The organism is Mesorhizobium sp. LHD-90 (assembly GCF_030929505.1).
Classification (GTDB): Bacteria; Pseudomonadota; Alphaproteobacteria; order Rhizobiales; family Rhizobiaceae; genus Kumtagia.
This window is the reverse complement of the sequence record NZ_JAVFVV010000006.1, coordinates 170,615-184,621: the sequence shown is the minus strand read 5'-3', so window position 1 is coordinate 184,621 and position 14,007 is coordinate 170,615. Positions and strand designations below refer to the sequence as shown.

The window sequence follows — 14,007 nt, the reverse complement described above, 5'->3', positions numbered from 1 at the left end:
CCGAACCTACCGATCCACCTCTCCGAACACGATGTCGAGCGAGCCCAGAATGGCCGAGACGTCGGCCAGCATGTGGCCGCGGCAGAGGAAGTCCATGGCCTGCAGATGCGCGAAGCCAGGCGCGCGCAGCTTGCAGCGGTACGGCTTGTTGGTGCCGTCGGAAACAAGATACACGCCGAACTCGCCCTTGGGCGCTTCCACCGCAGCATAAACCTCGCCGGCCGGCACGTGGTAGCCCTCGGTATAGAGCTTGAAGTGGTGGATCAGCGCTTCCATCGAGCGCTTCATTGCCGGCCGCTTCGGCGGCACGATCTTGCCGTCCATGTTGGAGACCGGCCCGCTGCTTTCCTTGCCGAGCAGCCGGTCCACGCACTGGCGCATGATCTTCGCCGACTGCCGCATCTCCTCCATACGGATCAGGTAACGGTCGTAGCAATCGCCGTTCTTGCCGATCGGAATGTCGAATTCCATCTCAGGATAACATTCGTAGGGTTGGCTCTTGCGCAAGTCCCAGGCAGCACCGGAGCCGCGCACCATGACACCCGAAAAGCCCCAGGCCCAGGCGTCGTCGAGCGACACCACACCGATATCGACGTTACGCTGCTTGAAGATGCGGTTGCCGGTAAGCAGGTCGTCGAGATTCTTGACCGTCTGGAGGAACGGATCGATCCACTTGCCGATGTCCTCGACCAGCTTCTGCGGCAGGTCCTGATGGACGCCACCCGGCCGGAAATAGGCCGCGTGCATGCGCGCGCCGCAGGCCCGCTCGTAGAACACCATCAGTTTTTCGCGTTCCTCGAAGCCCCACAGCGGCGGGGTGAGCGCGCCGACGTCCATCGCCTGCGTGGTGACGTTGAGCAGATGCGACAGGATGCGGCCGATCTCGGAATAGAGCACGCGGATCAGTTGGCCGCGGATCGGCACCTCGACGCCCAGCAGCCGCTCGACGGCAAGCGCGAAGGCATGCTCCTGGTTCATCGGCGCGACATAGTCGAGCCGGTCGAAATACGGCACGGCCTGGAGATAGGTCTTTGCCTCGATCAGCTTTTCGGTGCCACGATGCAGCAGTCCGATATGCGGATCGACGCGATCGACCACCTCCCCGTCCAGTTCCAGCACGAGGCGCAAAACGCCATGCGCCGCCGGATGCTGCGGGCCAAAATTGATGTTGAAGTTGCGTACCGAGGTTTCGGCCATAATGCGCCTCAGTTCGTCTTGGCTTTTTCGTCGCCCGGCAGCACGTAGTCCGTGCCTTCCCATGGCGACATGAAATCGAAATTGCGGAATTCCTGCTTGAGCTCCACCGGCTCGTAGACCACGCGCTTGGCCTCGTCGTCGTAGCGCACCTCTACGAAACCGGTCAGCGGGAAATCCTTGCGCAGCGGATGCCCCTCGAAACCGTAGTCGGTGAGGATGCGGCGCAGGTCCGGATGATCGGAGAACAGGATGCCGTAGAGATCGTAGGCCTCTCGCTCGAACCAGTCCGCGCCCGGATAGACACTGGTGACGGACGGCACCATCGTATCCTCGTCGGCCTGCACCTTGACGCGGATGCGCAGGTTCTGGCGCGGCGACAGCAGATGATAGACCACGTCGAACCGTTTTGCGCGCGACGGGTAGTCGGCGCCGCAGATGTCGATGAACGACACGAACTGGCACTGCACATCATTTTTCAGGAAGGACAGCACCTCGACGATGTTTGCCGCCTCGACCGACAGCGTCAGTTCGCCATAGGCGGCGACGGCCTTGTCCAGCCGCCCGCCAAGCTTCTCGGACAGATAGGCCGAGAGATCGTTAAGCGCTTCGCTCATTCAGATCACCGTTCGATCGTGCCGGTGCGGCGGATCTTTTTCTGCAGCAGCAAAATGCCGTAGAGCAGCGCTTCCGCCGTCGGCGGGCAGCCGGGCACATAGATGTCGACCGGCACCACGCGGTCGCAGCCGCGCACCACCGAATAGGAATAATGATAGTAGCCGCCGCCATTGGCGCAGGAGCCCATGGAGATGACGTAGCGAGGCTCCGGCATCTGGTCGTAGACCTTGCGCAGCGCCGGCGCCATCTTGTTTGTCAGCGTGCCGGCGACGATCATCACGTCCGATTGGCGCGGCGATGCGCGCGGCGCGATGCCAAAACGCTCGGCGTCGTAGCGCGGCATCGAGATGTGCATCATCTCGACGGCGCAGCAGGCCAGCCCGAACGTCATCCACATCAGCGAGCCCGTGCGCGCCCAGGTGATCAGCGCCTCGGATGAGGTGACGATAAAACCCTTGTCGGACAACTCGTTGTTCAACTCGCCGAAGAACACGTCGTCCGACCCGACCGGCTTTCCGGTATTCGGATCGATGATGCCCTTCGGCCGCGGCGCGACGAGCGTGGCGGAAGCGTCGTTCAATCCCATTCCAGCGCGCCCTTTTTCCACTCATAGATGAAGCCGATGGTCAGCACGGCGAGAAAGATCATCATCGACCAGAAACCGAGCATGCCGATCTGGCCGAACGACACCGCCCATGGGAAGAGAAAGGCCACTTCCAGGTCGAAGATGATGAACAGGATCGACACCAGATAGAAGCGGATGTCGAACTTCATGCGGGCGTCGTCGAAGGAGTTGAAGCCGCACTCATAGGCCGACAGCTTTTCCGGGTCGGGGTTGCGGTAGGCCACAAGATAGGGCGCCGCCACCAGCGCGACCGGAATGGCGATCGACACGGCGAGAAATATGACGACGGGAAGATAGGAATTGAGTAGCCCGTCCATGATCCGGCCTTCCGTTGGCGATCCTGACTGATCCGATCTTAGCACGGAACGGGAGGCTGGGACCGCGACAGTCTGACCCGTCCGGCCAGCGCCCGAAAACCTTGCTGCGATGCGGCGACGGTTAGCGCAGCCGCTTGGGGGAAGCAAGCCGCACCTCGGTGATTTCGCAGCGTAGTTGGGACATGGACGCTGTCAGGATGGTGCGTTGGGCGGATGGACGCGGCCCCACAAGCCTGCCCATATGATTCTGCAGAAACGAAAAGCCGAATCCCGCATGAAGGAAAAAATCTCTTCCGCCCTCGCCCGCCGCATCGCCATCGCCGCGCAAGGCCTTGCCGAGCCGCGCCCGGAAGGCCCGATCACGCGGCGGCATCTCACGAAAACACTCGACCGGCTGGGCCTGCTGCAGATCGATTCCGTGAGCGCCGTGGTGCGCGCTCACTATATGCCGCTGTTCTCTCGCCTCGGTCCCTACCCGATGGCGCTGCTCGACGAGGCCGCCGCGCCGGGCAGGAAACGCATGCTGTTCGAATACTGGGCGCATGAGGCCTCGCTGCTGCCGTTGGAAACCTGGCCGCTGATGCGCTGGCGCATGGAGCGGGCGCACGCCAATGACGACCAGGAAATCTACAAGGGCCTTGCCCGTTGGGCCGACGACAAGATGCCGCTCATCGAAGAGGTATTCCAAGAGGTCAAGGCGCGCGGCCCGATCGCCGCCTCGGACATTGACGGCGCCAAGGGCAAGGGCGGCTGGTGGGGCTGGAGCGACGAAAAGCACGCCTTCGAATGGCTGTTCTGGGCCGGCAGGATCACAACCGCCTCGCGCCGCGGCTTCCAGCGGCTCTACGACCTGCCCGAGCGCGTGCTGCCGAAGGAAATTTTCGAGCGTCCCGACGTCGCGCCTGCCGATGCGCATCGTGAACTGCTGCTCAGGTCCGCCCGAGCGCTCGGCATCGCCACTTATGGCGACCTGCGCGACTACTTTCGGCTGTCGCCCGGCGACGTGAAGGGCCGTCTGGAGGAACTGGTCGAATCGGGCGACCTGCTGCCGGTCTCGGTCGAGGGCTGGAAGAACCAGGCTTACCTCTATTCGGGCGCGCGGCTGCCCCGAAAGGTCGAGGCGCGCGCCCTGCTCGCCCCCTTCGATCCGCTGGTGTGGGAACGCGCCCGCTCCGAGCGGCTGTTCGACTTCCACTACCGCATCGAGATATATACGCCGGCCGAGAAGAGGCAGTTCGGTTATTACGTGCTGCCCTTCCTGCTCGGCGACACCGTTGTCGGGCGCGTCGACATGAAGGCCGACAGGCCTGCCGGCGTGCTGCGCGTGCTCGCCGCCTATTCCGAGCCCGGCGCCCCCGCCAACACGGCCGAGGAACTGGCGGCCGAAATCGAGCTGATGCGCGGCTGGCTCGGGCTGGAGCGGATCGAAATCACGCCCGCCGGCGACCTCGGCCCGGCGCTGTGCGACATCCATGGTCGCTCCGCCGCGTTGACAGGCTCCGCCGCCGGGGCCTAAATCGTGGCCGACGGTCCCTTCCCCGCAACGGGAAGGGCTAAGAGGGAACGCGGTGCGGGTTTTCGCCCAACTCCGCGGCTGTCCCCGCAACTGTAGGCGGCCAGCCCGCGCCGAATGCCACTGGACGAAAAATCCGGGAAGGCGGCGCGAGGCGAAGGAGCCGCGAGCCAGGAGACCTGCCGTCAGCCTAGAAATCCCATTGTCCGGCGGGTGACCCGGACGAGGAGTTTTGTTTGGACCACACCGCCTTCTCCCCGGCGACCACTGCCGCGCAAACCGCCGATACCGGCGTGACGCTGGTCGTCTGCTCGTCCTGCCGCGACGAAACCGGCTCCGACGCCCGGCCACGCGCGGGCGAGATCCTCGGCGACCGCGTTCGCGAAATCGCTCATGGCGAGGGCATTGCCGTCCGCCAGATCGAATGCCTCGGCAACTGCAAGCGCCGCCTCAGCGCCGCCATGCTGCGCGAAAACTGCTGGAGCTATGTCTTCGGCGACCTTACCGTCGACAACGCTGTCGAGTTCGTCGCCGGCGCGAAATTGTTTGCCACGTCGCAGGACGGCCTGCTGCCATGGCGCGGCCGCCCCGACTGCCTGAAACGCGGGCTTATCGCCCGCATCCCGCCCGCTTCCCTGCTCAAGGATTTTTCATGACCGCCTCGCTTGCCAGAACCCCCTGCACAGTCGTCACCGGCTTCCTCGGCGCCGGCAAGACCACGATGATCCGCCACATCCTCGAAAACGCCGGCGGGCGGCGGCTCGCGTTGATCGTCAACGAGTTCGGCGACGTCGGCATCGACGGCGAGATTCTAAAAGGCTGCGGCGTCGAGGCCTGCCCGGAGGAAAACATCATCGAACTGGCCAATGGCTGCCTGTGCTGCACCGTGGCCGACGATTTCGTACCGGCGCTGGACAAGATTCTCGCCATGGAGCCGAAGGTCGACCACATCATCATCGAGACCTCCGGGCTGGCGCTGCCAAAACCGCTGGTGCAGGCTTTCCAGTGGCCTAGCGTCAAGAGCCGCGTCACCGTCGACGGCGTCGTCGCGGTGGTGGACGGTCCCGCCCTCGCCGCCGGAAAAGTCGCCTCCGACATGGACGCACTCGCCGCCCAGCGCGCCGCCGATAGCACGCTCGATCATGACGACCCGGTCGAGGAAGTTTTTGAGGACCAGGTAGCTTGCGCCGATCTGGTGATTCTTTCCAAGAGCGACCTGATGAACGCCGACGCGGCCGGCAAGGCCAAAAGCCTGATCGACGAGCATCTTTCACGCGCCGTGAAGGTGGTTCCGACGGCGCAGGGCCGCGTCGATCCGTCGGTGCTGCTCGGGCTTGGCCTCGCGGTCGAGGACGATATCGAGAACAGAAAAACCCACCATGACGACGAACTCGACCACGAGCACGACGATTTCGATTCCTTCATCGTCGAACTGCCGAACGTGACCGACGCGGATCAACTCGCCGGCCGCATCTCGGCCGCCGCCGAAAGCGAGAACGTGCTGCGCATGAAGGGTTTCATCCAGATCGAAGGTAAGCCGATGCGGCTGCTGGTTCAGGCGGTCGGCCCGCGCGTCAACCACTATTACGACCGCGCCTGGACGAGCGCCGACGACCGCCGCTCGCGGCTGGTGGTGATCGGTCTGCGCGGCCTCGACCGGGCGAAGGTCGAGCGGATTCTGCTGGGATAGCGACCGCAATGTCGCGCTCCATCCGCAAGGCAGTGAACTCCGCCGTGGCGATCTGGTAGGTTCGCGCCATGCACATCCTGCCCACGACATCCGCCTCGCTCGACGATCTGGTTGAGCCGGTCGACCTTGCCCAGTCGTCCGCGGATATCGTGGGCCTGTCCTTCACCGACAGCGATCTTGCCGCAATCGCCTCCGCCTGGCGGCGCGGCGGCGACGCGCTGCCCTCGATGCGGCTGGCAGCTCTGCGCGACCTGCGCCATCCGATGTCGGTCGACCTCTGGTTGGACAAGGTCGCGGCACACGCCAAGGTGATCCTCGTCCGCATCCTCGGTGGCTACGACTGGTGGCGCTATGGCTGCGACCAGCTCGCCGCCCTTGCCCGTGCCAAAAGCATCCGGCTAGCCTTGCTTCCCGGCGAATGCCGAGAGCAGGACGAGCGGCTAGTGGAGTGCTCGACCCTCTCGCGGCCCGAGCTTGATGAACTGCTCGCGTTTTTCCGCGAAGGCGGACCCGGCAACATGGATTTGCTGGTCCGCCGGCTCGCGGGACTGGCGCGGGGCGAAAACGGCGGCGCGGTGCCGGTGGTCGTGCCGAAGGCGGGGTTTTATGAACGAGTTCCCTTCTTCCCGTTCACGGGGAGAAGGTCCCGGCAGGGGGATGAGGGGCGGGAGTCCACATCCGACAAGGTCGCGCCGCCCCTCATCCGGCCCTTCGGGCCACCTTCTCCCCGTAAACGGGGAGAAGGAACAACTGCACCCGTCGTCCCCATCCTCTTCTATCGCTCGATGCTGCTCGCCGACGACGTCGCGCCGATCGATGCGCTGTGCGAGGCGCTGGCCGCAAGGGGCATCCGCCCGGTGCCGATCTTCGTCTCGAGTCTCAAGGACAAGGAGTCGGTCGCTTTTGTCGAATCGGCAATAGCCGACCTCAAGCCCGCCGCGATCGTCACCGCCACCGCCTTCGCGACGGGCGCGGAGCCGGGTGCGGAGACCTTGTTCGACCGCGCCGGCGTGCCGGTGTTCCAGGTGATCGTCGCCACCACCCGCCGCGATGCATGGGAAAAAAATGCGCGCGGGCTGGCGCCGGCCGACCTCGCCATGCATGTCGTCATGCCAGAGCTCGACGGCCGCGTGCTTGCCGGCGCGATCTCCTTCAAGGCGCAAAGTATCGCGGACCAGGCGCTCGGCTTTACCGCGCAGGCGAACACGCCGGAGCCTGACCGCATCGAGCAGGTGGCCGCACGGATCGCAGCGTTCCTGCGGCTGGCCGCGACGCCGCGCGACGAAAAGCGGCTGGCGATCCTCATTCCCGACTATCCCTCGGCTCCGGGTCGCACCGGCTATGCGGTCGGCCTCGACGTGCCGGCCAGCGTGCTCGCCCTGCTGCACGACCTGAAGTCTGCCGGCTATTTTGTTGATTCGATTCCCGAATCGCCCCGCGAATTGCTGAATCTACTGGAAAACAGCGGCCATGGGCTGGCGTTGGAAGACTATCGGCGGATGGCGGCCGGTTTGCCGGTCGAGGCGACGAATGCCGTCGAGGCCGCGTGGGGCGATGCGGTGGAAGATACTGCGCCCTCACCCTCCCCCTTGTGGGGAGGGTCGACGAGCGATGGGAGCGAAGCGGAGATCGTGAGGCGGGGTGGGGGTGCTGAAAAGAACCAACCTCCGAACCCCCCACCCCGGCTCGCGCGTCTCGCAAAGCTCGACGTGCTTCCCGACCCTCCCCACAAGGGGGAGAGTGAGGGAGCGCACTACCCCTTCCGCGCAGCCACCTTCGGCAACGTCACCGTCGCCCTTGCGCCCGACCGCGGGCGCTCCGCCGACCGCCGCGCCGACTATCATGACGCCGCCCTGCCGCCGCGCCATGCGCTGATCGCCTTTGGCCTGTGGCTACGCCAAACGCTCGGCGCCCATGCGCTCGTCCATGTCGGCGCCCATGGCACGCTGGAATGGCTGCCGGGCAAGACGGTGGCGCTGGGCAAAAACTGCTTTCCGGAAGTCGTCACCGGTCCCCTGCCGGTCGTCTATCCGTTCATCGTCAGCAATCCCGGCGAGGCCGCGCAGGCGAAGCGCCGTATCGCGGCGGTCACGCTCGGCCATCTGCCGCCGCCCATGAGCGCCGCCGGCCTCGACGCGGACAAGCAGAAGCTGGAGCGGCTGGTCGACGAATATGCGCAGGCCGACGGCCTCGACCGCCGTCGCCGCGACCGGCTGGCAAAGCTGATCGTCGAGACGGCGGCGAAATCCGGCCTCGCCGCCGAGGCCGGCGTGGCGAGAACCGACGCACCGGACGAAGCGCTGCGCCGCATCGACGCCTGGCTGTGCGACCTCAAGGATTTTGCCGTCAAGGACGGGCTGCACATCTATGGCCGCTCCGCGCTGGACGAGGCGGACCCGCTGCGCATCGCCAGCGCCGATGCCGAGCGCAAAAACCTGCTCGCCGCACTCGACGGACGCCACGTCCGCGCCGGGCCTGCCGGCGCCCCGGCGCGTGGCCGCACCGACGTGCTGCCGACAGGCCGCAACCTGTTCACCGCCGATCCGCGCACAATGCCGACGCCGACCGCCTTCGACCTCGGCAAGGCCGCCGCCGAGGAGGTGCTGCGCCGCTACCTGCAGGACCACGGCGACTGGCCGCGCGCGCTGGTCATCGACCTGTGGGGCAGCGCCTCGCTGCGCACCGGCGGCGAGGAGATCGCCCAAGGCCTGGCGCTGATGGGCTGCCGCCCGCAATGGGACCCCGCCACCGGCCGCGTCACCGGCATCGAGGTCTTGCCGCAGGCCCTGCTCGGCCGCCCGCGCATCGACGTCACCTGGCACATCTCCGGCCTGTTCCGCGACATGTTCCCTACGCAGATCGCTTTGATGGACGCCGCCGCCCGCGCCGTCGCGGCCTGCGACGAGGATTTTGCCGACAATCCACTGGCAGCCGAGACGCGCTTGGGCGGCAAGACGCCGCCGCGCATTTTCGGTTCGTCGCCGGGCACCTATGGCGCCGGCGTCGAGGATCTTCTGGCCCGCGGCGAATGGAGCACCAGGGAGGAGATTGGAAAGGCGTATCTGGAAAACGCATCCCATGCCTATGGCGGCGCCGAGGGCGAGGCGGTGGCCGCGCCCGGCGATTTCGCCGGCCGCATCGCCGAAGCCGATCTTCTGGTCCATACCGGCGACGACCCGACCCGCGACATTCTCGAGGGCTCCGCCGACGTGGCCTTCATCGGCGGTTTTTCGGCGGCGCTTGCGGCGCTCGGAAAGAATGCCGACGTGATCGTGCTGGACACCAGCGATCCGGCAAGACCGCGTCCGCGCTCGGTGACCGAGGCGGTGACCCGCGTGGTGCGGGCGCGCGCCACCAATCCGCGCTTCATCGAAGGCCAGATGCGCCACGGTCCGCGCGGCGCCTCCGAATTCGCCGAGACCGTGGACCGGCTGGTGGGCTTCGCCGAAACCACCAATGCCATTCCCGGCACTCTGATCGAGGCCATTCACGACGCCTATGTCGGCGACCCGCGTGTCCGCGATTTTTTGCTGCGCGAGAATCCGGCCGCCGCCCGTTTCATTGCCGAGCGCTTTGCCGCCGCGCGGCGACGCGGACTGTGGCATCCGCTGCGTAACTCGGTCGACGACGATCTCGCCACCCTCATCGCGGAAGCGTCCGCCCCGCAGGCCGCCGAATGAGCGCCTCCCTCAGACGCGGCGCCTGCCCGGCGCTGTCAGCCCCGATGTCCACCGGCGACGGGCTGCTGATCCGGCTCTCGCCCGTTTCCGGAGGATTTTCGCCGAAGCAATTGATCGGACTCTGCGAATCGGCGGCGCGCCACGGTAACGGCATCGTCGAGGTGACGGCGCGCGGCAGTTGCCAGTTCCGCGGATTTTCCACCATGTCGGCCAGCCGCTTCGCCGAGGACGTCGACGCGCTGGCGATAGACGTCCGCACCGGCGCGCCGGTCGAGATCAGCCCGCTGGCGGGTATGGATCCGGAGGAGATCGGCGACTCCGTGGCGCTGGCGCGGCGCATCGGCGAGGGTATCGACGCATTGGGGTTGACCGACAGGCTCGGACCGAAAGTGTCGGTCGTGGTCGATGGCCGAGGCCAGGTTTCGCGGGATGACATCGTGGCGGATGTTCGGCTGACGGCCGGTAAGTGCGATGGTCACATGCTGTGGCGTGTGGCGCTCGCTGGTGATTCGGGAACTGCGAAGCTGCTGGGATCGTACCAGGAAGATGGTGCAATCGAAGCCGCACTGACGGTGCTGACGAAGATCGCGATGCAAGGCCAAGGCGCGAGGGCGAGAGATGTTGCGGATGACCGCGCACTGAACCAATTGCGCTCTACGTTGCCCCCCTCTGTCCTGCCGGACATCTCCTCCACAAGGGGGGAGATTGGCAGCTTTGCCCAAGTCGCTTCTCCTGCACCGAAGGTTTGCGAAAGCCGAGCGGCCGGCTCGATCTCCCCCCTTGTGGGGGAGATGTCCGGCAGGACAGAGGGGGGCAACATAGAGCACAAGCATCGCAAACCGCCGTTGCCTGATTTCTATCGTTTGCGAGAGGGTGGCTACACCCTCCCCATTTCCCTCCCCTTCGGCCACATCGACGCCGCCCGCCTCATCAACCTCGCCCGCCATGCCGAGGCACTCGGCATCGCCGACATCCGCCCTGCCCCCGCACGCACCCTGCTGCCGATCTGCCCCTCCCTCGAAGCCGCGCAGGCGCTGCGCAAACACGCCGCAAAACTCGGCTTCGTCACCGATGCGGTCGATCCGCGCCGGTCGATCGCCGCCTGCCCCGGTGCGCCGGCCTGCGCATCGGGAAAAATCGCAGCGCGCGCCATTGCCGAGGAGGTAGCCCGGTCGCTCCCCCCCGGCGCACAAAACCTCTCCATCCACATCTCCGGCTGCGAAAAGGGCTGCGCGCGGCAGGCCGCGGCCGATATCACCATCGTCGGTGGCGAAAACGGCGCGGGGCTTGTCGTCCACGGAACAACCAGGGCACGGCCACTCGCCTACAGGTCGGCAGCCGGATTGGCCGAAGCGATCGCGGCGGCGGCCACGAAACTTCATGCGGAACGGCGGACGGGCAGTGCAAAGGTCGTCGACGGGACGACGGCAGCCCTTTCGCCCGCGCAATCGGCATGCTTGAAGGCCGCATTCGAACAGGACAGACCATGACGGCCTACGACTACATCCGCGACGGCGACGCCATCTACGAACGCTCCTTCGCCATCATCCGGGCGGAAGCCGACCTGTCGCGCTTTTCCGGGGCCGAGGCGGACATCGCCATCCGCATGATCCATGCCTGCGGCCAGGTAGAGGCGGCGCGGCAGTTCGTGTTCGGCGAAAATTTCGTCCCGGCGGCACGCGCCGCGCTTGCCGCCGGCGCGCCGATCTTCTGCGACGCCCAGATGGTGGCGCACGGCGTCACTCGCGCCCGGCTGCCGGCCGGCAACGAGGTGATCTGCACATTGCGCGACCCGCGCACACCGGCTTTGGCGAAGGAAATCGGCAACACCCGTTCCGCCGCCGCAATAAAACTGTGGGGCGAGCGCATGGCCGGCTCGGTCGTGGCAATCGGCAACGCGCCTACCGCCTTGTTCTACCTGCTGGAATTGCTGCGCGACGGCGCGCCGAAGCCGGCCGCGATCCTCGGCATGCCGGTCGGCTTTGTCGGCGCGGCGGAATCGAAGGACGCACTGGCCGAAAATTCCTACGGCGTGCCCTACGCCATCGTGCGCGGGCGGCTGGGCGGCAGCGCCATGACTGCCGCCTGCCTCAACGCACTGGCGAGGGCCGGCCTGTGAGCGCGCAGCAAACAGGCCGACTGATCGGCGTCGGCACCGGGCCGGGCGATCCCGAATTGCTGACGCTGAAGGCGGTGCGGGCGCTGGGCGAGGCCGATGTGCTGGCGCATTTCGCCAAGCGCGGCTCTAACGGCAATGCGCGCGCCATCGTCGAGGGCCGGCTGAAGCCCGGTGTCATCGAACTCCCGCTGCATTACCCGGTCACCACCGAGATGGCCAAGGACCACGACGACTACAAGGCGCGGATTTTGGCCTTCTACGAGCAGTCGGCGGCGGCCGTCGCCGGCCACCTCGACGCCGGCCGCACAGTGGCGGTGCTCTCCGAGGGCGACCCGCTGTTCTACGGCTCCTACATGCACCTGCATGTGCGCCTGGCGCATCTTTATCCCACCGAGGTCGTGCCAGGCGTCACCGCCATGTCCGGCTGCTGGTCGGCCACCGGCCAGCCTATCGTCCAGGGCGACGACGTGCTCACCGTGCTTCCGGGCACTATGAGCGAGTTCGAGCTGGCGCGCCGGCTCAACGACACCGACGCTGCGGTAATCATGAAGGTGGGGCGCAATCTGCCAAAAATCCGGCGCGCGCTGGATGCCACCGGCCGACTCGAGCGCGCCTTCTATGTCGAGCGCGGCACGATGGCCAACGGCGCGGCGATGCGGCTCGCCGACAAGGCCGACGACATCGCGCCCTATTTCTCGATCGTGCTGATCCCCGGCTGGCTCGGCCGCCCCGGCAGCGTGACGGAATCCGGGGTAGTGCTGTGAGCGGCCGCCTGTTCGTCGTCGGGCTTGGACCCGGCAGCCCCGACCAGGTCACGCCGCAGGCGAGCGCGGCGGTGGCCGAAGCCAAATTCTTCTACGGTTACAAGCCTTACCTCGACCGCCTGGAACTAAGACTCGACCAGACGGCGATATCCTCCGACAACCGCGAAGAAATTTCGCGGGCGCGGGCCGCGCTTGCCAGGGCAGCGGAAGGCGAGACGGTCGCGGTGGTCTCCGGCGGCGACCCCGGCGTCTTCGCCATGGCGGCGGCCGTCTGCGAAGCAATCGAGGCCGGGCCGGCGGCCTGGCGCAACATCGACATCGAAATCGTGCCAGGTGTAACCGCCATGCTCGCCGTGGCGGCCCGAATCGGCGCGCCGCTCGGCCATGATTTCTGCGCGATCTCGCTGTCGGACAATCTGAAGCCCTGGGACGTGGTCGAGCGCCGGCTGGTCGCGGCGGCTGAAGCTGGTTTCGTGATTGCGCTCTACAACCCGATCAGCAAGGCGCGGCCCTGGCAATTGGGCAAGGCATTCGAGCAGCTGCGCACAGTGTTACCTGCTGAAACCATTGTGGTTTTCGGCCGCGCCGCCGGCCGAACGGACGAGCGGATCGAGGTTTTTTCGCTGGGCGAAGTCGATACCGGAAAGGCCGACATGGCGACCTGCGTCATCATCGGCTCGCCAGAAACGCGAGCAATCCCGCGCGCCGACAGGCCGGCGCTGATCTACACCCCACGTTCGCTGGCCAGCCAATGATCGATCGCGGCCATCGCATCGTCGACCGTCTCCGCGGTTTCCACCGGCGGCAGGACCGGCCGCCGGAACAGGATCACCTCTATGCCCAGCGTCCGCGCCGCCGCAATCTTGCCGTAAGTGGCTGTTCCGCCGCTGTTTTTGGCGACGATGGCGTCGATGCGGCGGTCGACCAGAAGCGCCTTTTCCGCATCCTCGGCAAACGGGCCGCGCGCCAGAATGTAGTCCGCATTCGGCACCCCGAGCGGCGGTTCGACCGGGTCGACGCTGCGGATCAGGTAGGAATGCTGGGGCGCGGCTTCGAATGGGACAAGCTCCTGCCGGCCAAGCGCCAAAAATACCTTTCGCGGATGCGTTCCGAGCGCGGCGACGGCGGCTTCAGCGTCGGCGACAAGCGTCCAGCGGTCATAGGGTTGGCGTCGCCACGCCGGGCGGCGAAGCGCAAGAATCTTGACACCGGCCTCCCCGGCAGCTTGCGCGGCATTCGCGGAAATGCGCGCCGCGTAGGGATGCGTGGCGTCGATCAGCAGCGCAATCTCTTGTTCTTTCAGATAGTTGGCAAGACCCTCGACGCCACCGAAACCACCGCTGCGCACCGGCACAGGGTGGTCGACCGGGTTCGCGGTGCGGCCGGCCAGCGACAGCATCACCGCAAACTCGACCCGACCGGCGAGCCGTTCGGCGAGTTGCCGGGCTTCCGTCGTGCCGCCGAGAATCAGAACACGGTGGATCATG

General features: G+C 66.3%; 13 protein-coding genes and 1 riboswitch. Of the genes, 8 read left to right on the top strand and 5 right to left on the bottom strand.

Annotation, left to right across the window (positions count from 1 at the left end):
* Positions 1–6: 6 nt before the first annotated feature.
* The 4 genes from RB623_RS10305 to RB623_RS10290 are packed head-to-tail and all read right to left on the bottom strand — an operon-like array spanning position 7 to position 2,754.
* Positions 7–1,197, bottom strand: a complete 1,191-nt coding sequence (locus tag RB623_RS10305; RefSeq protein WP_308056705.1) for an NADH-quinone oxidoreductase subunit D — start codon at positions 1,195–1,197, stop codon at positions 7–9.
* Positions 1,198–1,205: 8 nt separating this feature from the next.
* Positions 1,206–1,811, bottom strand: a complete 606-nt coding sequence (locus tag RB623_RS10300) for an NADH-quinone oxidoreductase subunit C (protein WP_308056704.1) — start codon at positions 1,809–1,811, stop codon at positions 1,206–1,208.
* Between the two features lie 5 nt (positions 1,812–1,816).
* Positions 1,817–2,398 (bottom strand): NADH-quinone oxidoreductase subunit B, encoded by a 582-nt coding sequence (locus RB623_RS10295; RefSeq protein ID WP_308056703.1) that lies wholly within the window; start codon positions 2,396–2,398, stop codon positions 1,817–1,819.
* Positions 2,389–2,754 (bottom strand): NADH-quinone oxidoreductase subunit A, encoded by a 366-nt coding sequence (locus tag RB623_RS10290; protein ID WP_308056702.1) that lies wholly within the window; start codon positions 2,752–2,754, stop codon positions 2,389–2,391. Before RB623_RS10290 ends, RB623_RS10295 begins: the two co-directional genes overlap by 10 nt.
* A 274-nt stretch (positions 2,755–3,028) precedes the next feature.
* Between RB623_RS10290 and RB623_RS10285 the strand changes: the two genes are divergently transcribed.
* The 8 genes from RB623_RS10285 to RB623_RS10250 all read left to right on the top strand — a co-directional run bounded on the left by RB623_RS10285 (position 3,029) and on the right by RB623_RS10250 (position 13,275).
* Positions 3,029–4,270, top strand: coding sequence for a winged helix-turn-helix domain-containing protein (locus RB623_RS10285; protein WP_308056701.1), 1,242 nt, complete (start codon positions 3,029–3,031; stop codon positions 4,268–4,270).
* A riboswitch (cobalamin riboswitch) is annotated at positions 4,265–4,469 on the top strand. Its footprint overlaps the gene before it by 6 nt.
* A gap of 34 nt (positions 4,470–4,503) precedes the next feature.
* Positions 4,504–4,923, top strand: a complete 420-nt coding sequence (locus RB623_RS10280) for a DUF1636 family protein (RefSeq protein ID WP_308056700.1) — start codon at positions 4,504–4,506, stop codon at positions 4,921–4,923.
* Positions 4,920–5,957, top strand: a complete 1,038-nt coding sequence (cobW, locus tag RB623_RS10275) for a cobalamin biosynthesis protein CobW (RefSeq protein ID WP_308056699.1) — start codon at positions 4,920–4,922, stop codon at positions 5,955–5,957. Before RB623_RS10280 ends, cobW begins: the two co-directional genes overlap by 4 nt.
* Positions 5,958–6,025: 68 nt before the next feature.
* Entirely contained in the window at positions 6,026–9,637 is a 3,612-nt protein-coding gene (locus RB623_RS10270) for a cobaltochelatase subunit CobN (RefSeq protein WP_308056698.1), read from the top strand.
* Between the two features lie 44 nt (positions 9,638–9,681).
* Positions 9,682–11,127 carry a precorrin-3B synthase gene (gene cobG / locus RB623_RS10265; protein WP_308056697.1) on the top strand — a complete coding sequence of 482 codons (1,446 nt, stop codon included), beginning with the start codon at positions 9,682–9,684 and terminating at the stop codon, positions 11,125–11,127.
* A complete protein-coding gene (locus tag RB623_RS10260) occupies positions 11,124–11,756 on the top strand; it encodes a precorrin-8X methylmutase (protein ID WP_308056696.1) in 633 nt (210 codons plus the stop codon). The genes cobG and RB623_RS10260 overlap by 4 nt, the downstream gene beginning before the upstream one ends.
* Positions 11,753–12,520, top strand: coding sequence for a precorrin-2 C(20)-methyltransferase (locus RB623_RS10255; RefSeq protein WP_308056695.1), 768 nt, complete (start codon positions 11,753–11,755; stop codon positions 12,518–12,520). Before RB623_RS10260 ends, RB623_RS10255 begins: the two co-directional genes overlap by 4 nt.
* Positions 12,517–13,275 (top strand): precorrin-3B C(17)-methyltransferase, encoded by a 759-nt coding sequence (locus tag RB623_RS10250; RefSeq protein ID WP_308056694.1) that lies wholly within the window; start codon positions 12,517–12,519, stop codon positions 13,273–13,275. The genes RB623_RS10255 and RB623_RS10250 overlap by 4 nt, the downstream gene beginning before the upstream one ends.
* Here RB623_RS10250 and RB623_RS10245 read toward each other — a convergent pair.
* Positions 13,245–14,006: a cobalt-precorrin-6A reductase gene (locus tag RB623_RS10245; RefSeq protein ID WP_308056693.1), complete on the bottom strand. Its 762-nt coding sequence runs from the start codon at positions 14,004–14,006 to the stop codon at positions 13,245–13,247. The two genes, RB623_RS10250 and RB623_RS10245, sit on opposite strands and share 31 nt — an antisense overlap.
* Between the last annotated feature and the right edge of the window lies 1 nt (position 14,007).